Annotated in this window: 22 protein-coding genes; 9 read left to right on the plus strand and 13 right to left on the minus strand. The window is 70.2% G+C overall.

The genetic code is table 11. The annotated features are described in order from the left end of the window. Positions 1-12: 12 nt before the first annotated feature. From BMY97_RS02650 to BMY97_RS02665, 4 genes are read right to left on the minus strand one after another with little or no spacing between them, the layout of a single operon-like run. Positions 13-909 carry an ABC transporter substrate-binding protein gene (locus tag BMY97_RS02650; RefSeq protein ID WP_091611856.1) on the minus strand — a complete coding sequence of 299 codons (897 nt, stop codon included), beginning with the start codon at positions 907-909 and terminating at the stop codon, positions 13-15. Next, the gene (locus tag BMY97_RS02655) at positions 906-1,610 is read right to left on the minus strand and encodes an ABC transporter permease (protein ID WP_091611859.1); all 705 of its coding nucleotides are present in this window, start codon (positions 1,608-1,610) and stop codon (positions 906-908) included. The genes BMY97_RS02650 and BMY97_RS02655 overlap by 4 nt, the downstream gene beginning before the upstream one ends. After that, entirely contained in the window at positions 1,607-2,302 is a 696-nt protein-coding gene (locus BMY97_RS02660; RefSeq protein WP_091611862.1) for an ABC transporter permease, read from the minus strand. Before BMY97_RS02660 ends, BMY97_RS02655 begins: the two co-directional genes overlap by 4 nt. After that, positions 2,302-3,390, minus strand: coding sequence for an ABC transporter ATP-binding protein (locus BMY97_RS02665; RefSeq protein WP_091611865.1), 1,089 nt, complete (start codon positions 3,388-3,390; stop codon positions 2,302-2,304). Before BMY97_RS02665 ends, BMY97_RS02660 begins: the two co-directional genes overlap by 1 nt. A gap of 95 nt (positions 3,391-3,485) precedes the next feature. Between BMY97_RS02665 and BMY97_RS02670 the strand changes: the two genes are divergently transcribed. Both BMY97_RS02670 and BMY97_RS02675 read left to right on the plus strand, forming a co-directional pair. Next, on the plus strand, positions 3,486-4,910 hold the full coding sequence (locus BMY97_RS02670; RefSeq protein WP_091611869.1) for a bis-aminopropyl spermidine synthase family protein: 1,425 nt from the start codon (positions 3,486-3,488) through the stop codon (positions 4,908-4,910). A gap of 179 nt (positions 4,911-5,089) precedes the next feature. Beyond that, on the plus strand, positions 5,090-6,283 hold the full coding sequence (locus BMY97_RS02675; protein ID WP_245787108.1) for an ATP-binding protein: 1,194 nt from the start codon (positions 5,090-5,092) through the stop codon (positions 6,281-6,283). Between the two features lie 6 nt (positions 6,284-6,289). Here the strand turns inward: BMY97_RS02675 and BMY97_RS02680 are convergent, their stop codons facing one another. Both BMY97_RS02680 and BMY97_RS02685 read right to left on the minus strand, forming a co-directional pair. Continuing rightward, positions 6,290-7,165 (minus strand): LLM class F420-dependent oxidoreductase, encoded by an 876-nt coding sequence (locus BMY97_RS02680; protein ID WP_091611874.1) that lies wholly within the window; start codon positions 7,163-7,165, stop codon positions 6,290-6,292. A 93-nt stretch (positions 7,166-7,258) separates the two neighbouring features. Then, complete coding sequence (locus BMY97_RS02685; RefSeq protein WP_177231139.1) at positions 7,259-8,455, minus strand: NAD(P)-dependent malic enzyme; 1,197 nt, start codon at positions 8,453-8,455, stop codon at positions 7,259-7,261. Between the two features lie 460 nt (positions 8,456-8,915). Between BMY97_RS02685 and BMY97_RS02690 the strand changes: the two genes are divergently transcribed. Next, positions 8,916-9,524, plus strand: coding sequence for a dTDP-4-dehydrorhamnose 3,5-epimerase family protein (locus BMY97_RS02690; RefSeq protein ID WP_091611876.1), 609 nt, complete (start codon positions 8,916-8,918; stop codon positions 9,522-9,524). A gap of 3 nt (positions 9,525-9,527) precedes the next feature. Here BMY97_RS02690 and BMY97_RS02695 read toward each other — a convergent pair whose 3' ends face one another. Both BMY97_RS02695 and BMY97_RS02700 read right to left on the minus strand, forming a co-directional pair. Continuing rightward, a complete protein-coding gene (locus BMY97_RS02695; RefSeq protein ID WP_091611879.1) occupies positions 9,528-11,147 on the minus strand; it encodes a GMC oxidoreductase in 1,620 nt (539 codons plus the stop codon). A 192-nt stretch (positions 11,148-11,339) separates the two neighbouring features. Then, on the minus strand, positions 11,340-11,813 hold the full coding sequence (locus tag BMY97_RS02700; protein WP_091611882.1) for a hotdog fold domain-containing protein: 474 nt from the start codon (positions 11,811-11,813) through the stop codon (positions 11,340-11,342). A gap of 86 nt (positions 11,814-11,899) precedes the next feature. Between BMY97_RS02700 and BMY97_RS02705 the strand changes: the two genes are divergently transcribed. After that, positions 11,900-12,490: an acid phosphatase gene (locus BMY97_RS02705; protein ID WP_091611885.1), complete on the plus strand. Its 591-nt coding sequence runs from the start codon at positions 11,900-11,902 to the stop codon at positions 12,488-12,490. Between the two features lie 4 nt (positions 12,491-12,494). Beyond that, on the plus strand, positions 12,495-12,977 hold the full coding sequence (locus tag BMY97_RS02710; RefSeq protein WP_091611887.1) for a GNAT family N-acetyltransferase: 483 nt from the start codon (positions 12,495-12,497) through the stop codon (positions 12,975-12,977). Positions 12,978-12,982: 5 nt separating this feature from the next. Here the strand turns inward: BMY97_RS02710 and BMY97_RS02715 are convergent, their stop codons facing one another. Continuing rightward, the gene (locus tag BMY97_RS02715; protein WP_091611890.1) at positions 12,983-13,465 is read right to left on the minus strand and encodes a hypothetical protein; all 483 of its coding nucleotides are present in this window, start codon (positions 13,463-13,465) and stop codon (positions 12,983-12,985) included. A gap of 358 nt (positions 13,466-13,823) precedes the next feature. Here BMY97_RS02715 and BMY97_RS02720 point away from each other — a divergent pair, with 358 nt between their 5' ends. Further along, positions 13,824-14,750: a diacylglycerol/lipid kinase family protein gene (locus BMY97_RS02720; RefSeq protein WP_091611893.1), complete on the plus strand. Its 927-nt coding sequence runs from the start codon at positions 13,824-13,826 to the stop codon at positions 14,748-14,750. A gap of 274 nt (positions 14,751-15,024) precedes the next feature. Then, positions 15,025-15,279 (plus strand): WhiB family transcriptional regulator, encoded by a 255-nt coding sequence (locus BMY97_RS02725; protein WP_091612873.1) that lies wholly within the window; start codon positions 15,025-15,027, stop codon positions 15,277-15,279. A gap of 286 nt (positions 15,280-15,565) precedes the next feature. On the opposite strand, the gene BMY97_RS02730 is transcribed toward BMY97_RS02725, so the two are convergent. Next, positions 15,566-17,086: a sensor histidine kinase gene (locus BMY97_RS02730; RefSeq protein ID WP_091611896.1), complete on the minus strand. Its 1,521-nt coding sequence runs from the start codon at positions 17,084-17,086 to the stop codon at positions 15,566-15,568. Positions 17,087-17,314: 228 nt separating this feature from the next. Between BMY97_RS02730 and BMY97_RS49485 the strand changes: the two genes are divergently transcribed. After that, positions 17,315-17,389 (plus strand): 50S ribosomal protein bL37, encoded by a 75-nt coding sequence (locus BMY97_RS49485; RefSeq protein WP_098515123.1) that lies wholly within the window; start codon positions 17,315-17,317, stop codon positions 17,387-17,389. A gap of 72 nt (positions 17,390-17,461) precedes the next feature. Here BMY97_RS49485 and rsrA read toward each other — a convergent pair whose 3' ends face one another. Both rsrA and BMY97_RS02740 read right to left on the minus strand, forming a co-directional pair. Further along, positions 17,462-17,779 carry a mycothiol system anti-sigma-R factor gene (gene rsrA / locus BMY97_RS02735; protein WP_091611898.1) on the minus strand — a complete coding sequence of 106 codons (318 nt, stop codon included), beginning with the start codon at positions 17,777-17,779 and terminating at the stop codon, positions 17,462-17,464. Then, positions 17,776-18,402, minus strand: a complete 627-nt coding sequence (locus BMY97_RS02740) for a sigma-70 family RNA polymerase sigma factor (protein WP_091611901.1) — start codon at positions 18,400-18,402, stop codon at positions 17,776-17,778. The genes rsrA and BMY97_RS02740 overlap by 4 nt, the downstream gene beginning before the upstream one ends. Positions 18,403-18,602: 200 nt before the next feature. On the opposite strand from BMY97_RS02740, the gene ybaK reads away from it, so the two are divergent. Further along, entirely contained in the window at positions 18,603-19,079 is a 477-nt protein-coding gene (gene ybaK / locus BMY97_RS02745; protein WP_091611904.1) for a Cys-tRNA(Pro) deacylase, read from the plus strand. 2 nt (positions 19,080-19,081) lie between these two features. On the opposite strand, the gene BMY97_RS02750 is transcribed toward ybaK, so the two are convergent. Continuing rightward, positions 19,082-19,789, minus strand: a complete 708-nt coding sequence (locus BMY97_RS02750) for a DUF6333 family protein (protein WP_091611906.1) — start codon at positions 19,787-19,789, stop codon at positions 19,082-19,084. Between the last annotated feature and the right edge of the window lie 11 nt (positions 19,790-19,800).

The raw sequence follows: 19,800 nt of genomic DNA on the forward strand, positions 1-19,800 counted from the left end.
GACGACGACGGCCTACGTCGCCGCCTTCAAGTGGTTACGCGCCAGGAAGTCGTCCGCGATGTCGAGCGGATTCCGCTTCTCGTCGGTGAACTGGACGTTCAGCTCGGTCAGCTGGTCGGTCGTCAGCACGGCCGAAACGTGGTTCAGCGCGGCCACTTCGGCCGGGGACAGCGTGCCCTTCGCCACCAGCGGCACGATGTTCTGCGCCGGGAACATGTGCTTGTCGTCCTCGAGCGGGACGAAACCGTTGGACTTGATGGTGGACGAGGTGCTGAACAGGTCCGCCACCTGGACGTCCCCCGACTTCAGCGCGGCCACGGTGACCGGGCCGCCGGTGTCGGTGGTGCGGATCTCCTTGAACGCGCACCCGTAGAGCTGCTTGATCCGGTCCTTCCAGCGGCTGCTCCACTGGCCCGGCCCGCCCATCACCAGCTCCCCGCAGCGCGGGCCCAGCTCGGAGAACGTCTTCACGCCCGAGCCGGCCAGCTGCTTGCCGACCACGAGCAGGTCCTTGTCCTCAGCGGGGGCCTGGTCCAGCACCTCGAACCCGGCGGGCAGCTTCTGCTTCAACTGCGCGTACACGTCCTCCGACGTCGTCGCCTGAGTGTTCTTGTCGAAGTACCGCAACAGGTTTCCGCTGTAGTCCGGCACCACCGAAAGCGATTTGTCCTGCAGGGCCTTGACCACGACCTCGCGACTGCCGACCGGCGGGCGCACGGTGACGTTCCGCGCGCCCGCGTTGCGCAGCGCGCCCGCGTAGATCTGGGCCAGCAGAAGGCTTTCCCCGACGTCGGACGCGCCGATGATGATGTCGCCGCTGCTGCCGCCCTCACCGCCGCCGGCCAGCGGGTTGCCGCAGCCCGCCGCCAGCAGGGCGACGGCCGCCGCGAGCACTGCGAAACGCTTCACGCCACACCTCCGGCAGCCGCGGCCCGGCCGGACGTCGCCTGCGCGGCGAGCCGGACCCCCTTCGGGACCAACGCGCGCTGGACCGCGGCGAGGACGAGGTCGAACACGATGGCCAGCAGCGCGGTGAGGATCGCGCCGGCGACCACCTCGGTGTAGTCGAGGATCGCCAGCCCGTCGAGCAGGAAGCGGCCGAGACCGCCGAGCCCGACGTACGCGGCGACGGCGGCCGTCGCGATCAGCTGCATCACGGCGTTGCGGATCCCGCCCAGCACCAGCGGCAGCGCGATCGGCAGCTCGACCTGCCACAGCTGCTGCCAGCCCGTCATGCCGATGCCTTCGGCCGCGTCGACCACGTCGTGCTCGGCCGCCAGCAGCCCGGCGTACGTGCCGGCGAGGATCGGCGGGATCGCCAGCACCACCAGCCCGATCACGGCCGCCAGCTTGCTGTCGGTGAACAACAGGAACAGGAAGGTCACCAGGCCCAGCGTCGGCAGCGCGCGGATCGCGTTGCCCGCGCCGACGAGCACGACCGAGCCGCGGCCGGTGTGCCCCACGTACAGGCCCAGCGGCACGGCGATCACCAACGCGATCACCAGCGCCAGCAGCACGTAGCCGATGTGCGCGAGGAGCTGGGCGCCGATGCCGTCCGGGCCCTGCCAGTTCGCGGCCGTGGTGAACCAGCCGAAGACGTCGCCGATCATCCGGCCGCCACCTCCACGGCGGGGGCCTTGCCCGCGCGTTCCCAAGGGGTCAGGAGATTTCTCAGCAGCACCAGCACGAAGTCGACGACCAGGGCCAGCAGGAGCGTCAGCACGATGCCCACCACGATCGGCGAGAAGTAGGTCCGCTGGAAGCCGTCGGTGAACAGCACGCCGAGGCCGCCGGTGCCGATCAGCGCGCCGACGCTGACCAGGCTGATGTTGCTCACCGACGCCACCCGCACCCCGGCCGCCAGCACCGGCACCGAAAGCGGCAGCTCGACGCCGAGGAACCGGCGCGGCGCGCGGTAGCCGATGGCCGTGGCCGCGGCGACGATGTGCGGCGGCACGGCCTCGAGCGCGTCGAGCACCGGGCGCACCAGCAGCGCCGTGGTGTAGACGGTCAGCGCGACGATGACGTTGATGCTGTCCAGGATCTTCGAGCCGATGATGCCCGGGATCACCACGAACAGCGCCAGCGACGGGATCGTGTACAGCAGGTTCGACAGCACCAGCAGCACGCTGCGCACCGGCTGCCACTGGTGCCCGGCCCAGCCGAGCAGGACGGCCAGCGCAATGCCGATCACCAGCGGCACCAGCGCGAGGTAGACGTGCTCGCCGAGGTCGCCGAGGATCTCGCCGCGGTTGTTGGCGCTGGCCAGGTACCGGCCCAGCTCGCCGAAGAAGCCGCCCATCAGGACGCCTGCGGGGTGGCCTCGATTACTTCCAGCACCTGGCGCGCCACCACCGTGCCGACCACGCGGTGCTCGTCGTCGACGACCACGCCGAGGCTGGCCGGCGAGGAGAGCGCGGCGTCCAGCGCGCCGCGGATGGGCGTGCCCTGCACGTACAGCGAGCCGCCGGCGACGAGGTCGGCCTCGGTCAGCTCACCGTCCACAGTGGAGTTCGGTGGCAGCCAGCCCCGTGGCTGCTTGTCGGCGTTCACCACCAGCTGCCAGCCGGTGCTCGGCCCGGCGAGCTTCGCGCCCAGCTCGACCAGCGCGACGTCGGAGACCTCGACCCCGTTGGCGGAGAGGAAGGACAGCCCGCGGTAGCCGCGGTCCTTGCCCACGAACGAGGCGACGAAATCGTCCACCGGGTGCCGCAGCACGTCCGACGGGGTGCCGTACTGCGCGAGCTTGCCGCCGACGCGCATCACCGCCACCTTGTCGCCGAGCCGCACGGCCTCGTCGATGTCGTGGGTGACGAACACGATCGTCTTGCCCAGCTGCGACTGCAGGCGCAGCAGCTCGTCCTGCAGGCCCTCGCGCACGATCGGGTCGACCGCGGAGAACGGCTCGTCCATCAGCAGCACCGGCGAGTCCGCCGCGAGCGCCCTGGCGACACCGACACGCTGCTGCTGGCCGCCGGAAAGCTGCGCCGGGTACCGCTTGCCCAGCTCGGTGGGCAGGCCGACGGTCTCCAGCAGCTCGCCCGCTCGGGTCCGGGCCTTGCGCTTGTCCCAACCGGACAGCAGCGGGACGGTGGCGATGTTGTCCAGCACCGTCCTGTGTGGAAAGAGGCCGGCGTGCTGGATGACGTAGCCGATGCCGCGCCGCAGCAGCGCGGGATCGCCGTCGGCGACGTCCTTGCCGTCGAGCAGCACGGCGCCGGAAGTCGGCTCCACCATGCGGTTGATCATCCGCAGTGAGGTGGTCTTGCCGCAGCCGGACGGTCCGACGAACACCGTGATGGTGCCGTCCTCGACCGTCAGGGAGAGGCCGTCGACGGCCACCGTGCCATCCGGATACCGTTTGGTCACGTCACGGAATTCGATTGTCACAGACTTCTCCCCACGTCAGATGCAGGATCGACGGTAGCCCACTCGACCGCCCTTGGCAGCCTGTCCCGAAGGTTGGCCGGTTAGGCTCGGCGACCGTGAAGGCTCTCGACGACGTCCTCGCCGCGCACGGTGTCGGCGTCCGCCCGCTGTACCAGGTGATCGACCTGCTGCGCACCGGTCCCCACGAGCTGGCCGACCTGGTGCGACTGGCGGCCGCGCCCCGGCGCAGTGTGGAGGACGTGCTGGCCGCGATGGCGGACGACTTGGAGCGTTCCGCGGCCGGTGTCCGGATCGCACCGTCCGCGCTGGCCGCGTACGCGAAGTACACGCTGCCGCGCCAACCCGACCCACTCGACGACGCCGTGGCCGCGCACCGCGAGCTGCTCGCGAAGCTGACCGCGTGGATCGCCGCCGTGCCCGCGCCGCTGGCCGCGCTGGACCACGTGCAGGCGACGCCGGAGACGGTGCTGCGCCGGGCGTTGTGGCTGAACGCGCGGTACGACCTGCGCCGCTCGCGCCTGCTGTTCCTCGGTGACCACGACCTGACGTCGCTCGCCGTGCGGGCGCTGTGCCCCGAGGCCGATCTGTCCGTCGTGGACCTGGACGAGCGGGTGCTGTCCTACCTGGACGAGACGGGCGACCGGACCATCACCACCGCGCACACCGACCTGCGTGTGGGCCTGCCGCCCGCGCTGACCGGGCACGCGGACCTGGTGTTCAGCGATCCGCCGTACACGCCGGAAGGCATGGGCCTGTTCGCCGCGCGGGCGGTGCAGGCGCTGCGCGAGCCGAGCGAGGGCCGGATCCTGCTCGCCTACGGCTACAGCCCGCGGCACCCGGCGCTGGGCGCGCAGGTGCAGCGTTCGCTGGCGACGCTGGGGCTGACTTTCGAGGCGATCCTGCCGGACTTCAACCGCTACTTCGGCGCACAGGCCATCGGCAGCGCCGCCGACCTGTACGTCTGCCAGCCGACGGCGAAGGCCAAGAAATCCCGTGCGGGCAAGGGAAAGCCGGCGATCTACACACATGGCCCGCAGTCGGTCGAGTCGGCCGGCACGAAGCCCGCGCTGCTGTCGGCCCTGCACGAGATCGCCGCGGCCGGCGGCCTGGCGCTGGAGACCCGCCCCGTCGGCTGGTCGACGTCCGGCCCGGAGGGCGACGCGGTCGCCATGGACCTCTCCGCGGACCCCGGCCCGTGGCTGCTGCGCACCCTGCTGGGCACCAACGCCCGCCGCCTGGCCCTGCTGGTCCCGAACAACCACCCGGACCTGTCCGACGCGGTGTCGCAGGCGGCGCTGTCCGGCCTGATCGGCCCCAAGTACCGCCTGCGCTTCCTGCGCAGCACCCCGGACAACCGGCACGCCGTCGTGGTCGCCGACCTGGCCGACAACCCGGACGAGGTACTCTCCCGAGCCCACGCCCGCCTGGCGAACGTCTCGCTCTCGGTCCCGCCCGGCCTGGCCGACCTCCGCCTGGTCGACGTCCCCCGGCACCGGCTCCCGGAACTGCTCGGCTCCTGAAAACCGCGGCCAGACTGCAGGCAGCCCGGCGGCTAGATTGTAGAGACCCTGACGGCCAGATTGCAGGATACCCCGCGGCCAGATTGCACCATAGGCTCCTGAACAGGCATAATGTAAGAATGTCGGCATCCCCGAACCCGCTTCTCGCCCGGCGGGCTGAAGCGATCGTCTCAGCGGCGATGGCGGACACTCGGGTGATCCTGGTCAATGGCGCCCGCCAGGCGGGCAAGAGCACGCTGGCCGGGTTGATCGCCGGCCATTCCTCGGTCGAAGTGCGGAATCTCGACCGGCCTCAGGACCTCCGGGCAGCGCAAGCAGACCCCAGCGGCTTCGTCGACTTCGACCAGCTCATGGTGATCGATGAGGTCCAGCGCGCGCCCGAGCTGTTCCTGGCGATCAAGGCGACCGTCGACGCCGACCCCCGGCCGGGAAGGTTCCTGCTCACCGGCTCCTCACAGGTACTCGCCCTGCGCGGCCTGCCGGACACCCTGCCTGGCCGCAGCGAAACCATCGAGCTGTGGCCGCTCTCGCAGGGCGAGATCGACGGCACGACCGACGCGTTCGTCGACGCGGCATTCGCACTCGGTCCCGATCTTCACCACCACTCGGCCGTGACCCGGTCCGGCTACGCGGAGCGCGCTGTCCGCGGTGGCTTCCCCGAGGCAGTACGCCGGACGGATCCCCGCCGTCGAGCGCGCTTCTTCGAGTCCTATCTGGCCGATCTGATCAACCGGGACATCCGGCAGCTGGGCGAGATCGAACGTCTCGCCCAGCTCCGCGCGATGCTCAGGCTGATCGCCGGGCGCAACGCCGGGCTGCTGGTGCCGTCCTCGCTCGGCAACGACGTCGGCCTGACCTATCACACCGTTCAGCGCTATCTCGGCCTGCTGGAAGAGATCTTCCTGATCAAGCGGATCCCGGCGTGGACGCGCAACATCAACGCGCGAGCCGTCGACAGCCCGAAAGTCGCCTTCGTGGACACGGGAATCGTGGCCAACCTGCGGCAGGCCGACCCACAGTCACTCATTCGTCCCGGCGGCGAATTCGGGCCGTTGCTCGAAGGATTCGTGACGATGGAGCTGGCCCGGCAGCTGACCTGGTCCGAAACGCGCGCCGAGCTGTACCACTACCGCACCAAGGACAAGGTGGAAGTCGATGTGGTGCTCGAAAACGCGCGTGGCCAGGTGATCGCCATCGAGGTGAAGGCATCGACGACGGTGACCGCGAAGGACTTCCGCGGTCTCCGTCATCTCGAGGAGCGAGTCGGCGAAGACTTCCTCGCCGGATACGTGCTCCACACCGGACCGGAAACCCTGCCGTTCGGCCCGAAGCTGCGGGCCGTGCCGATCAGCGCGCTGTGGCAGGTCTCCTGACCAGCGTCAGAGCAGCGCCGCGGCCAGTTCCTTGTAGACGGAGAACACCTCGTCGTCGTAAACCTGGAGTTCGACGTCCGGCAGGTCGGGGTGGGTGACGTGGCGGGTGGTGACGACCTGGATCGCCACGTGGTCGGCGCCCGCGGTGTGGTGGTCGGCTAGCCGGCGGGCGATCGTGGGGGCGTCGCCGTGGGCGACGAGGGCGTCGATCAGGCGGTCGCTGCCGTCGCCGGAGAGGTCTTCGTCGGTGAAGCCCAAGCGGCGGAGGTTGTTCGTGTAGTTCGTCAGGCCCAGGTACGGGTGCTTGATCCGCGGCCGGCCCGTCGCGCGCGCCCTGTCGGGGTCGGTGTCCAGCACGACCTTCTGCTCCGGCGCCAGCACCGAGCCGGGTCCCAGCGCGGCGCGCGCGAGCCGGGTGTGCTCCGGGGTCACGAGGTACGGCACGGCGCCGCCCGCACGGGAAGCCGTCAGCTCCAGCATCTTCGGCCCCAGCGCGGCGATCGCCCGCCCCTCGACGGGCACGCCGCCCGCGTCCAGGCCGTCGAGGTACGAATTCAGTGAAGCCAACGGCTTCGTGAACTGTGACGACTGCTCGGGGTGGCCCACGCCGAGGCCGAGCCAGAAGCGGCCGGGGAACCGCCGGGTGATCCGCTGGTACGCGGCCGCGGCGACGGCCGGGTCGCCCTGCCAGATGTTGAGGATGCTGGTGCCGACCACCAGCGAGGACGTCGCTTCGAGGAGTTCGTCGATGCCCGCCAGGTCGACCGGCGGGCCCGCGGCCCACAGGGTGGTGAAGCCGAGCGCCTCGATCTCCGTGGCCATGGCCGGGGTGGTCAACGCCGTGGGCTGCCAGATGCCGTACGCGCCGAAGTGAATGGTCATACCGGCCAGCGTGGAGCAGCGAAATTGGACCCGCAAGTCCAAAAAAGGGGCCTTCCGCCCGGGCACGCCGGATGGAAGGCCCCTCGCCGAGAGTCAGGCAGTCACGCCGTCCGATTCGGCCGCCTTGGCCACGGCCGCAGCCACCTCGGGGGCGACGCGCGGGTCGAGCGGACTCGGCACGATCCGGTCGGGACCGAGGTCGTCCGCCGCGACCGCCACGATCGCGTCGGCGGCCGCCAGCTTCATGTTCTCCGTGATGGCCCGCGCGCCGGCGTCCAGCGCGCCGCGGAACACCCCGGGGAACGCCAGCACGTTGTTGATCTGGTTGGGGAAGTCGCTGCGCCCGGTGGCGACGATGGCCGCGTACCGCGCGGCGTCGTCCGGGTGCACCTCCGGGTCCGGATTGGACAGTGCGAAGACGATCGGGTCGGCCGCCATGGTGGCGAGCAGCTCCGGGTCGATGGTCGCGCAGGACAGGCCGAGGAACACGTCGGCCCCGCGCAGCGCTTCGGCGATCCCGCCGCGCAGGCCGGCCTTGTTCGTGGTCTCCGCCAGCTGCGCCTTGATCGGGTTCAGCCCCTCGCGGCCGGAGTGGATGATGCCGCGCGAGTCGAGCACCGTCACGTCGGCGACGCCGGCCGCCTGCAGGATCCGGGCGCAGGCCACACCCGCCGCGCCCGCACCCGAGATGACCACCCGCTCGCTCGAGATGGCGCGGTCCAGCACCAGGTTCGCCCCGCGCAGCGCCGCGAGCGTGACGATCGCGGTGCCGTGCTGGTCGTCGTGCATGACCGGGCAGTCGAGCGCCTCCTTGAGCTTGTCCTCCAGCTCGAAGCAGCGCGGCGCCGAGACGTCCTCGAGGTTCACCGCGCCGAACGACGGGCGCAGCCGCACCAGCGTCTCGACGATCTCGTCGACGTCGGTGGTGTCGAGCACCAGCGGGATCGAGTCGAGGCCGCCGAACGTCTTGAACAGGACCGACTTGCCCTCCATCACCGGCAGCGAGGCGCTCGCGCCGATGTCGCCGAGCCCGAGCACGGCGGTGCCGTCGCTGACGACCACGACCAGCCGGTCGGCCCAGGTGTACCGCTTGGCCTTGGCCGCGTCCTCGGCGATCGCCCGGCTCACCTTCGCCACGCCGGGCGTGTACGCGATCGAAAGGTCGCGCGGGTCCGAGATCGGCCGCGTGGCCGCCACGGCGAGCTTGCCGCCCTCGTGCCCGGCGAAGATCTCGGCGTCGGTCACCGGCAGCATGGTTTCGGACGACGTGGTGTCGGCCTGGTCGCTCATCGGGGTTCCTGTCGTCGTTTCCGTCATTCGCCCTGAGGCGACGACGGAACTCGCGGAATGGGTCTGGGTCACTGGAATACTCCTGGGACTGCGAGCGGGGGACCACCGGTGGCGGGCGAAGGCGCACCCGGCACCCATGGAACTTGTCCTCCGTACGGCAGCCCAGCGCGGTAGCGCCGGCCTGTCGGCGAGGCGTCACAGCGGCCATCCAAGTCCGTGGGGTGTGGCGATGGCCGCGGACGCTGCGGTCCGTCAACTATGACAGGCGCCCCGGGCCGGGTGACCCCTCGGTGCGGTTCATGTCACAGATTCAGCGTTATTCGCGGACAAAACCCCTATTCCCAAGACGTCCGTCCGGTTTTGGAAACAGCCATACCGGGAACGGAACCGATTCAGTGGATCTCCCGGCGCCGCCACCCGCCCGGCAATCGCCCACGCCACCACTCGATATGGTGATCCCATGCAATTCCGCCCGCTGAAGGTTCTCGACGCCTACGCGTACGCCCCGCGCGCGTTTCCCGACGAGCGCGGCCTGTTCGTGGCCCCGTTCCAGGAGGAGGCCGTGCTGGCCACCGCCGGGCACCCGATGCGCGTGGCCCAGACGAACCACAGCGTGTCGAAGCGGGGCACCATCCGCGGCGTGCACTTCGCCGACACCCCGCCCGGCCAGGCGAAGTACGTCTACTGCCCGGCCGGCTCGCTGCTCGACGTGATCGTGGACCTGCGCACCGGCTCGCCGACGTACGGCCAGTGGGACTCCGTAGTGCTCGACGCGCAGGACTTCCGCGCGGTGTACGTCGCCGAAGGGCTCGGGCACGCCTTCATCGCGCTCGAGGACGACACCTCGATGGCCTACCTGTGCTCGGAGCCGTACAACCCCTCGGGCGAGCACGGGATCAGCCCGCTCGACCCGGCGCTAGGCCTGCCGTGGCCCGCGGACCTCACCCCCATTGTGTCCGAAAAGGACCGTCACGCCCCGACGCTGGCGGAAGCCGAGGCGCAGGGCATCCTGCCGTCGTACGCGGACTGCACGGCGTACTACGAGAAGCTGCGCGCCGCCCACCGCTGAAGTTCAGCGGACGACGTCCTCGGCCAGCACCCGCTCGATGTTGCGCTCGGCCAGCGCGGTGATCGTGACGAACGGGTTCACGCCGGTGCTGCCCGGGATCAGGGAGCCGTCGGTGACGTACAGGTTCCGGTAGCCCTTCACCCGCCCGTAGTCGTCGGTCGCCTGGCCCAGCACGAGGCCGCCGAGCGGGTGGTAGGTGAAGCGGTTCTCGAACGGGCGGGTGTCGCCGAACAGGTCGTACCGGTAGATCGTCGTGTTCGCCGAGTTGATCTTGTCGAAGAGCGACTTCGCGGCGTCGATCGACGGCTGGCCCTGCGCGGACGTCCACTGCAGCTTCGCCGAGTCCGTCACCGGGTCGTAGGTGAAGTGGCCGCGTTCGGGGTTCTTCGTGATCGCGAGGTACAGGCTCACCCAGGTCTCGAGCCCGGCCGGCACCGGCGCGATCTCGGCGAAGACCGGGTGCACCGGGTCGTTCCAGTTGTCGATGCCCAGCGCGGGCATGCCGGACTGGAGGCTGCCGGTGGTGTCCCAGATGTGGTTGGCGCGCCCCAGCATCACGTTGCCGTTGGTGCCCCAGCCCTGTCCGACCGCTTCGGGGAGCGCGGGCAGCCGGCCGGTCTCGCGGGCGCGCAGCAGCAGCTCCGTCGAACCGAGGCTGCCCGCGCCGAGGAACAGGTACTTCGTGCTGACGTGCTTGGTGGAGAGCACATTTCCGAGCACGTCGATCTCACGCACGGCCAGCGTGTACGTGCCGTCGGGCTGCTGGATGATCTCGCGCACCTCGTGCATCGTCTGGATCGTGACGTGCCCGGTGCCGAGCGCGGCGGCGAGGTAGGTCTTGTCCAGCGAGCGCTTGCCGTAGTTGTTGCCGTAGATCACTTCGGACGCGAGCGCGGACCGCGGGACGGTGCCCGCCTCCTCCTGCTTCAGGTACTCGAAGTCGTACACGCTGGGCACGAAAGTGGTGCTGAAACCGGCCTTCTGCGCGGCTTTCCGCGAAACGCGGGCGAACTGGTAGGACTTGCAGGTCTCGAACCACTGCGGGTCGATCTGGTTCATCCCGAGCCCGGTGTTGGCGCGCGGGAAGTACTTGCCGTACATCTCGTCCGCGTCGACGCGCGGCAGGATTTCCTCGAAGTACGAGCGCTTCGGCGTCACGGCCATGGCGCCGTTGACCAGCGAGCCGCCGCCGACGCCCCGGCCGAGGTACACCGACATGTCGCCGAAGTTCACGCGGTCGAGCACCCCGGCGTACGGCTTGATGTCGTGGTTGGCGATGTCGAGCCAGAGGAACGACGCGAGCGGCGCCTGCGTGCGGTTCTTGAACCACATCGAGCGCTGGTCGGGGTTGAGCATCTGGCAGAAGACCTTGCCGTCGGGGCCCGGCTCGTTCCACAGCTGCCCCATTTCGAGCATCAGCGTGGAAACGCCGGCCTCGCCGAGCCGCAACGCCGTGGCGGCGGCCCCGTATCCGGTCCCGATCACGATCGCGGGCGAGTAGTCCGGCAGCGGGGCCGCGGTCGCGGCCCGCGCGGTGGCCGCGGAGATGCTGGTCAGTCCGAAGGCCGCGGCGGTGTTCAGCGCGGCGAGGCCGAGAAATCGGCGGCGCGTCAGGGCTGGCATCCCTGCATCGTGTCGCCGCTTCCGAGCCCTGACAAGACCAAAATGAAGACTATTCGCTTTTGCCCAGTAAACGGTGTTAATTTCCACCCGTTCGGGTCAATTTCCGGGCCGCCCGAGAACCGGCGAACCCGCCCGATGCCTCCGCCGAACGGCGGCATTCGTTGCTGCACAAGGAAAACAAGATCGGCACGCCTAACGCTTCTTGGGCGTCACCCAGATCGTGATCGTGGCCGTCACCACGGTTTGGCCGCGCGCGTCGACGATCGTCACCGGCACGGGCAGGTCGAAACCGTCGTCGCCGAACTCCGGGAGCCGCGGCAGCTCGGCGACGGCGCGCAGGCCGGTCTCCGCCTTAGCCAGGTACTCGACGCTCATCCCCTTAGGCAGCCAGCGGTGCGAAGGCGGCACGGTGGCCTCCGCGAGCATGCCCATCGCGATCTCCGCGAGGTTGCAGGCGGCGATCGCGTGGAAGGTGTGAATGTGGTTGTGGACACCCCACCACTTCGGCGCGGTCACCGAACAGTGGCCGGGACGCAGCTCGCGGACCGACGGCAGCACCGTCCCGAAGTAGGGCACGCGAAGGCACATCGCGGCGGAAAACAGCTGCTTACCACCGGGTTTGGCGACCAGGCGGCGCCACATCGCGTACGTCGGGCTCGAGCCCATCAAGACCTCCAGGTTAACCTACTCATGAGTAGGTAAGCACATCGCGCGACCTGCCCGCAAACGGGGCCGGGGCTATATTCGGCCACGTGGCACATCGGCTCTTCCTTCTCCGTCACGGCCAGACCGAATGGTCGGCCGACGGACGGCACACCGGACGCACGGACATCCCGCTCACCGCCGCGGGCGAGGAACAGGCGCGCGCGGCGGGAGGCACCCTGCGCACGCTGCTGGGCGGCGCGCAGCTCGTCCTGTCCAGCCCCCGCGACCGCGCGAAGCGGACGGCCGAACTCGCCGGACTGCGCGTCGACGAGTTCACCGAAGACCTCGCCGAGTGGGATTACGGCGACTACGAAGGCATCACCACGCCCCAGATCCGCGAGACCGACCCCGGCTGGACCGTGTGGACCCACCCGAGCCCCGGCGGCGAGAACGCCGACGAGGTGGGCGCGCGAGCCGACAAGGTGCTGGACCGCGCGCGCCGCGAAGTCGAGAACGGCGACGTCGTGCTCGTCGGGCACGGGCACTTCAGCCGGGTGCTGGTGGCGCGCTGGGTCGGCCTGCCCGCGCCGTCGGGTGTCCACTTCGGACTCGACCCGGCCGGGATCGCGGTGCTCGGCGACGAGCGCGGCGAACCGCAGGTCGAGCACCTGAACCTGCTGCCGGCGCTGGAAGGCTGACGCCGTGGCCGACCCCCGCGTCCGCCGGATCCGGCCCGAGGACGTCGACGCCGTCGTGGAGCTGGTCCTCGCGCTCGCCGAGTACGAGCGCGAGCCCGAAGCGTGCCACCTCACCGCCCCGCAGCTGCACGCCGCGCTGTTCGGCGAGGCGCCCGCGTTGTTCGGGCACGTCGCCGAACTGGACGGCGCCGTCGCCGGTTTCACGTTGTGGTTCCTGAACTTCTCGACCTGGCGCGGCACCCACGGCATCTATCTGGAAGACCTGTACGTCCGCGAAGAGCTGCGTGGTTCCGGGCTGGGCAAGGCGCTGCTCGCGACGCTGGCCGCCGAGTGCGTCGAGCAGGGCTACCAGCGGCTGGAGTGGTCGGTGCTGAACTGGAATCCGGCGATCGGGTTCTACCGGGCGCTGGGTGCCTCGCCGCAGGACGAGTGGACCGTGTACCGGCTGACCGACGACCCGCTGCGGGCCCTCGCCGCCGACGTCTGAGAGCCTCAGTCCTCTTCGTTCTTCTCCCGCTCCGCGCGGCGGCCGGCGAGGCCGCCGCGCTCGGCGGCCTCCTCCTCCGTCTCGTCCACGTGCTGCCCCAGCGCCCAGGCACGCGCCGGACGGCGGAACAGCAGCACCAGCGCCGCGACGCCGAACACGGCGATCGGCACCCCCCAGGCCGGCTGGCCGGACGGGCCGAGCACGTACCAGCCGACGCCGACCAGCAGCAGCGCGACGACCACCCCGGGCGAACGGGCCCAGGTGCGGCCCAGCACCAGCCCGGTGGACGCGGCGAGGAAAGCCAGCGCCAGCACCGCATACGTGGCGAACTCGGCCCAGATGTTGTTGCCCGGCCGCGGCGGTGATTCCAGGCCGCGCACGAGCACCACGACGCCCAGTGCCAGCAGCCCGAGGCCGGGCAGCGCGGTGAGGACACCCGCCAGCCGGACCTCGGCCGGGGCGGACGGCGGCTTCTCGGTGAGCGACACGGGACGGCCTTCCAGACGCGGGCGGAACCTTTGCGCAGTGCTTTGCGAGAGCACAGTGGACCCCACCTGCACGAGTCACAATGCGTGAGCAGTTTCGATGGTATGCCACCCGGTCGGCCGTTTTCGCGGGACGCCGGGAACGTGAAAATCGAGGTGTCGTCGATGAGCGGGCGGTCGGCCCGGGTGCACTTGTCACGACGGAGACGAGAGTTCGCCGTCCGCAGAGGAGGACCGCCCGCCACAGCGTCATCGGGGTTGTCGGGTCATCGGACACCGGGCCGCCGGACGGGCTGAGCTTCGCGTCACCATGTGACGTCGGAGGTTCTCGTGGCGGCCGCGGGTCACCTAGCCTGCGGTAGTGCGCGCGATCCTCGTCGTGAACCCCCAGGCCACCTCGACCACCGCCGGTGGCCGGGACGTTCTGGCGCACGCGCTGGCCAGCCAGCTCAAGCTCGACGTCGTCGAAACCGACTACCGCGGCCACGCGATGGCCGTGGCGCGCTCGGCGGCCCGGGACGGCATCGACCTGGTCGTGGCGCACGGCGGCGACGGCACGGTGAACGAGGTCGTGAACGGCCTCCTCGCGGATTCCGACGGCGATCCCGCCGAACTCGGGTCCGTGCCCGCGCTGGGCGTCGTGCCCGGCGGGTCCGCGAACGTCTTCGCCCGCGCTCTCGGCCTGCCCGTGGACCCCGTGGAGGCGACGCACCAGCTGCTGAACGCGCTGGAGTCGGGCCGCAGCCGCAGCGTCGGCCTCGGGCTCGCCGACGGGCACTGGTTCACCTTCAACGCCGGCCTCGGCTGGGACGCCGACGTCGTCGGCCGCGTCGCCAAGCGCCGGGGCAAGGAGACCAGCGCCGGGCTCTACCTACGGGCCGCGGTGCGCTCCTACTTCCGGCCGCCGCTGGGCCGCCCGGCCCTCACCGTCCGGGTCCCGGGCGAGGAGCCGGTCGAGGTGGTGACCGCGTTCGTGTCGAACACCGATCCGTGGACCTACCTGGGCGAGCGTCCCGTGCACCTGAACTCGGGCTGCTCGTTCGAGACGGGATTGGGCCTGTTCGCGTTGAACGGTATGCCGTTGCCGACCGTGTTCACGCATGTACGCCAAGCTTTGCTCACCAAGAGCAACCAGCGCGGACGGCGTCTCGTGCGTCACGATGACGTGCCGCTGATCCGCATCGACGCAGCTGAACCGGTAAACTTCCAGGTGGACGGCGACCTCGTCGGCCAGCGCACGCGGGTGGAGTTCCACAGCGTCCCCGGCGCACTCTCCGTAATCGTGTGACGACCGGGTCGCTGATCGCCTGCGGCAAAGTGCCTGTTGCCGTTCGTCGACGCAGAAGCTCCACTCACCGCATCGGCCTTCCCCAATGCGGTCTGTTTCAGACAGAAACCGCAGGTCAGAGCCGTCGCCCGGCCGGGTGAGCTGACTCACCGATCTTCAAGAAACCCTTGTCGAAAGCGGTGCTTCGTGAAAGCATTCACAAGCACCCAAAAACACGACCGCCATGACGACTGTGGCGCGGCCCTCCCGCGTCGCTATAAAGGAGCTCACGAACATGGACTGGCGCCACGACGCGGCCTGCCGAGACGAGGACCCCGAGCTGTTCTTCCCGGTGGGAACCAGCGGTCCTGCTCTGCTTCAGGTCTCCGAGGCGAAGGCCGTGTGCCACCGCTGCACCGTCGCATCCGACTGCTTGGCCTGGGCTCTGGCCAGCGGTCAGGACGCCGGCGTGTGGGGCGGCATGAGCGAGGACGAGCGACGCGCGCTCAAGCGCCGCCGTACGCACATCGGCACGCGTACCAACGCCTGAGCTTCGGCTCAGAAAAGCACCACCGGGAACCGGAAACTTCCGCCGGCGTAGCAGCTTCATGCCACGCCGTCCGGGGCGATACCCATCCGGTTCCAGCTTAACAACTGAGGTGAAATCACCCATAAGCGGGTGTCGCGCCACCTCACTCACGACGTTGACAGGGCCGGTACCGCTTCGGCGGGCACCGGCCCTTCACCGTGTCCGGGGTCGATGTGGTCCACCGCGGACCGTGGCCGTCTCAGTCCAGTTAGGACAGTGCGATGGTCCCTTTCGGACACACCAGAAGCTAGAGCCGCCGGGAAAGCGGAATGCGCAGGGCGGCTTCCGTGCCCGACACGCGGGCCCCCGCCTCGTCGCTGCTGACCTTGCGCAGTGAGAGGGACCCTCGCAGCTCCGACTCCACCAGGGTCCGCACGATCTGCAGGCCGAGGCCGTCGCTGCGTTCCAGGGAGAAGCCCGAGGGCAGGCCGCGGCCGTTGTCGCGGATCACCACGTCCAGCCAGCGCGCCGAGCGCTCCACCACCAGCTCCACCTTGCCCGGGCGGCCCTGCGGGAACGCGTGCTCGATGGCGTTCTGCACCAGCTCGGCCAGCACCATCACCAGCGGCGTCGCGATCTCCGCGATCACGATGCCGAACGAGCCCTTCCGGGTGAGCCCGACCTGCGACTCCGCCGTGGCGACCTCGCCGACCATGGGCAGCACGTTGTCGAGCAGCTTGTCGAGGTCCACCCGCTCGTCCACGGAAATGGACAGCGCCTCGTGCACCATCGCGATCGACGAGACCCGGCGCACGGACTCGCCGAGGGCCAGCCGCGCCTCCTCGCTCGACGTGCGGCGCGACTGGAGCCGCAGCAGGGCCGCGACGGTCTGGAGGTTGTTCTTCACGCGGTGGTGGATCTCGCGAATCGTCGCGTCCTTGGACAGCAGCGCGCGGTCGCGGCGCTTGACCTCGGTGACGTCGCGGACCAGCACCAGCGCGCCGGCCGCCTGGCCCGCGGGGCGCAGCGGCAGCGCGCGGAACAGCACCACGGCGCCGCGCCGGGAGTCGGCCTCCGTGCGCGTCGAGGGCTTCCCGTCGAGGGCCTCGATGATGCGGTGCGAGATCTCGGTGGCGTCGAACGGATCGCGGATCAGCGAGCGCGTCAACGGGGCCAGCCGCTGCCCCACCAGATCGGACTCGTGGCCCATCCGGTGGTAGGCGGACAGGCCGTTGGGGCTGGCGAACACCACGGTGCCCGTCGGGTCCAGCCGGATCAGCCCGTCGCCGACGCGCGGGCTGGTGTGCGTGTCGGTCTGGTTGCCGTTGCCGGGCGGGAAGGTGCCGTCCACGATCATCTGGCACAGGTCGCCCGCGCTGCCCAGGTAGGCGATCTCCAACGGGCTCGGCACGCGCGGCGCGGCGAGGTTCGTCTCGCGGCTCATCACGCCGACCACCTCACCGCCGAAGCTGACCGGCACGGCCTCGCGGCGCATCGGCACGTCGCGGTACCAGTGCGGGTCCTCCTCGCGGCAGATCCGCACCTCGCGCACGGCCTTGGCCAGCTGCGGGTGCTCGTCGACGGTGAACCGCGTGCCGACGACGTCCTCGGGGTGCGCGGTCGGCGCCGTGGTGGGGCGGGCATGCGCGACGCACACGAAATCGCCGCCGTCGGGCTGCAGGTCCTTCGCGACGGGCACCCAGAGCAGGAAGTCGGCGAACGAGAGGTCAGCCAGCAGCTGCCACTCCGCGACGACGGTCTGCAGGTGGTCGGCCGCCTCGCCGGTGAGGCCGGTGTTCTCGGCGAGCAGGTCGGAAAGGGTCGACACGGCGTTACCCGACCGTCCCGGCCGCGGCGGCGACCGGGCCAGGCCCGGTCGTGGCAGTCCTGTCCGAGCAGCTCATGCTTGTCATCCAACCAGAGGGACCCCGGATCAGCACGGGTGCCGCAGGTGAGCCCGGGCACGCATGACACACTGGAGCGGTTGACCCGAGCCCGGCAGGTGTGCCCGCACCCCCGCCCACGGGCCATCCGGTGCAAGTACGAGGAGTGAAGCATGTCGAAGCGCGCCCGCAAGCGTCGCGACCGTAAGAAGAACGGCGCGAACCACGGCAAGAAGCCCAACGCCTGATTTCCGGCGTACGGACGCGACACGGCCCCCGCACCAGCTGGTACGGGGGCCGTCGTCGTCTTGAGCCGAGGGCTATTCGCCGGTCCGCTGCTCGATGGTGACCTCGGTGCGCTCCACGGTCACCCCGCCGCGGGTGGCGACGGTCTGGCGAATCGAGGCGCGCAGCCTGCTCTTCAGGTCGTCCGGGGCGTGGTCGCCGCCGCACTTGCGAGCCAGCAGGTGCTTGAGCTGCTCGTCGATCCCGTACTCCGCGAGGCACGGCGGGCAGTCCTCGATGTGACGCCGGAGCTCGGCGTCACGGCCGGGGCTGCACTCCTTGTCCAGGAGCAGGAAGATCTCCGAAAGCGCCTCTTCGCACCGGACCTTGTCCTTGGCGTCGCCCGTGCTCATCGCTTACCCACCTCCTGGCGATCGCCACGGATGAAGCCGCGCTCGCGCGCGACGTCGGCGAGCAGTTCGCGCAGCTGGGCGCGGCCACGGTGCAGGCGTGACATCACGGTGCCGATCGGCGTGTCCATGATCTCGGCGATCTCCTTGTAGGCGAAGCCCTCGACATCGGCCAGGTAGACGGCCAGCCGGAACTCCTCGGGCAGCTTCTGCAGCGCGGCCTTCACGTCGACGTCGGGGAGGTTGTCCATCGCCTCGACCTCGGCGGAACGCAGGCCGACCGAGGTGTGGCCCTCCGCCTTGGCGATCTGCCAGTCGGTGATCTCCTCGGTGGGCTGCTGCACCGGCTGCCGCTGCCGCTTGCGGTAGCCGTTGATGTAGGTGTTGGTGAGGATGCGGTACATCCACGCCTTCAGGTTGGTGCCGGCCTTGAACGACGCGAACGCGGCGTAGGCCTTCAGGTACGTCTCCTGGACCAGGTCCTCGGCGTCGGCAGGGTTGCGGGTCATCCGCATCGCGGCCGAATACAGCTGGTCGAGCAGGGGCATGGCGTCCCGCTCGAAGCGTTCGGCCAGCTCCAGCTCGTCGGTCGCCGTCTCCGGCGCGGAGTTGGGGGTGCTCGGCAAACCGTTCCCTTCCCGATCGGCGTCGATGCGCGGGCGCGCATACGGCACAGTCGAGTTTACGCGGGGTCCCCGGAGGCCTGAACCCCCCGGGCTCTCGGGCCGGCGCCGGGCTGGGCGGGTGGTGGCGAGCGTGCTGTTCACATCGGCTACAACAGAGCGTGGCGGCGGTCCATTCCCGCCCACTCGTAGACTCGCCTGCCATGGCGGGCAAGGGAACTCCGGCGACGGCGCTGCTCACGAAGCAGAAGGTGGCGCACGTCCTGCACTCGTACGACCACGACCCGCGCGCCGATTCGTACGGCCTGGAGGCCGTCGAAGCGCTGGGCCTGGCGCCGGACCGGGTGTTCAAGACCCTCGTGGCCGAGGTCGACGGCAAGCTGGTGGTGGGCGTGGTGCCGGTCACCGGCCAGCTCGACCTGAAAGCGCTGGCCATGGCCGCGGGCGGCAAGAAGGCCAAGATGGCCGATCCGGCCGCGGCCCAGCGGGCCACGGGTTACGTGCTGGGCGGGATTTCACCGCTGGGCCACCGCAGCCGCCTCCCGGTGGTGATCGACGCGACCGCTCCGGCCTTTTCCACGGTGTACTGCTCGGCCGGCCGTCGCGGCCTCGAGGTCGAACTCGACCCGGCCGACCTGGTCCGGCTGACGAACGCGGTGGTCGCCGGGATCGCGGCTTAGGCTCAGCCGATCACGCTCAGCCAGATCTCTGCCAGGTGGAGTGCGGCGTCTTCGGTGCGGCGCACGCGGAACTCGGACATCCGGAGGCCGGCGTGACCCCACGGGTCGCACGGATCCAGCAGCTGACGGCCGAAGTGCCCCCAAGGCACGGTCCACGGTTCGTCGTCGAGGTCGATGTACGCCGCGGCGAGGGCTTCGGCGCTGATGCCGACCGCACGCGCGATGGCGTGCGGGTCGCCCTCGATGGAGAACTGCTCGGGTCCGGGCCAGCCTTCGGTGTACAGCTTCAGCCCGCCGGGCAGGTGGATGGCGGTCTGGCTGTGGTTCTCCCCGCGGTCGATGCTCGCCGAGCCGATGATCCTGGCCTCGGGGTGACGTTCGGCCAGTGCGCTCGTCACGTCCCACAGGGCCTTGTCGAAGCTGTCGCCCGCGAGCGCGGGGTCGGAGATGCCGATGACGCCGCCCCAGCAACCGACCGCGACGAGGTCGAGGTCCGCGCGCGTCTGCGGAGACGCGGGGACGGCGCTGGTGTCGGGAAGTCCTTCGAGGACGGCCTCGATGGTGGGGAACGACTCGGCGAAGGCCCGGGCCCGCACCGGATCGTGCGGCGCGAAGCCGGCGGGTGAGCTGCGCGCGTGCGGCGGGAACGGCGGGAGGACGACGGCGATGGTGGATTCGCCGTAGCCGTTGACTTCCTGGTCGTCGATCACCCGGTCACCGT

The sequence above is a fragment of the Amycolatopsis saalfeldensis genome (assembly GCF_900110575.1).
Classification (GTDB): Bacteria; Actinomycetota; Actinomycetes; order Mycobacteriales; family Pseudonocardiaceae; genus Amycolatopsis; species Amycolatopsis saalfeldensis.

What these genes read in the sequence shown, in the direction of transcription:
- BMY97_RS02725 (WP_091612873.1), top strand. Translation starts at nt 15,025, where the DNA reads ATGGACTGGCGCCACGACGCGGCCTGCCGAGACGAGGACCCCGAGCTG.
- BMY97_RS02660 (WP_091611862.1), bottom strand. Translation starts at nt 2,302, where the DNA reads ATGGGCGGCTTCTTCGGCGAGCTGGGCCGGTACCTGGCCAGCGCCAAC.
- ybaK (WP_091611904.1), top strand. Translation starts at nt 18,603, where the DNA reads ATGGCGGGCAAGGGAACTCCGGCGACGGCGCTGCTCACGAAGCAGAAG.
- BMY97_RS02655 (WP_091611859.1), bottom strand. Translation starts at nt 1,610, where the DNA reads ATGATCGGCGACGTCTTCGGCTGGTTCACCACGGCCGCGAACTGGCAG.
- BMY97_RS02680 (WP_091611874.1), bottom strand. Translation starts at nt 7,165, where the DNA reads ATGACCATTCACTTCGGCGCGTACGGCATCTGGCAGCCCACGGCGTTG.
- BMY97_RS02685 (WP_177231139.1), bottom strand. Translation starts at nt 8,455, where the DNA reads ATGAGCGACCAGGCCGACACCACGTCGTCCGAAACCATGCTGCCGGTG.
- BMY97_RS02700 (WP_091611882.1), bottom strand. Translation starts at nt 11,813, where the DNA reads ATGGGCTCGAGCCCGACGTACGCGATGTGGCGCCGCCTGGTCGCCAAA.
- BMY97_RS02690 (WP_091611876.1), top strand. Translation starts at nt 8,916, where the DNA reads ATGCAATTCCGCCCGCTGAAGGTTCTCGACGCCTACGCGTACGCCCCG.
- BMY97_RS02695 (WP_091611879.1), bottom strand. Translation starts at nt 11,147, where the DNA reads ATGCCAGCCCTGACGCGCCGCCGATTTCTCGGCCTCGCCGCGCTGAAC.
- rsrA (WP_091611898.1), bottom strand. Translation starts at nt 17,779, where the DNA reads ATGAGCACGGGCGACGCCAAGGACAAGGTCCGGTGCGAAGAGGCGCTT.
- BMY97_RS02675 (WP_245787108.1), top strand. Translation starts at nt 5,090, where the DNA reads ATGGCGGACACTCGGGTGATCCTGGTCAATGGCGCCCGCCAGGCGGGC.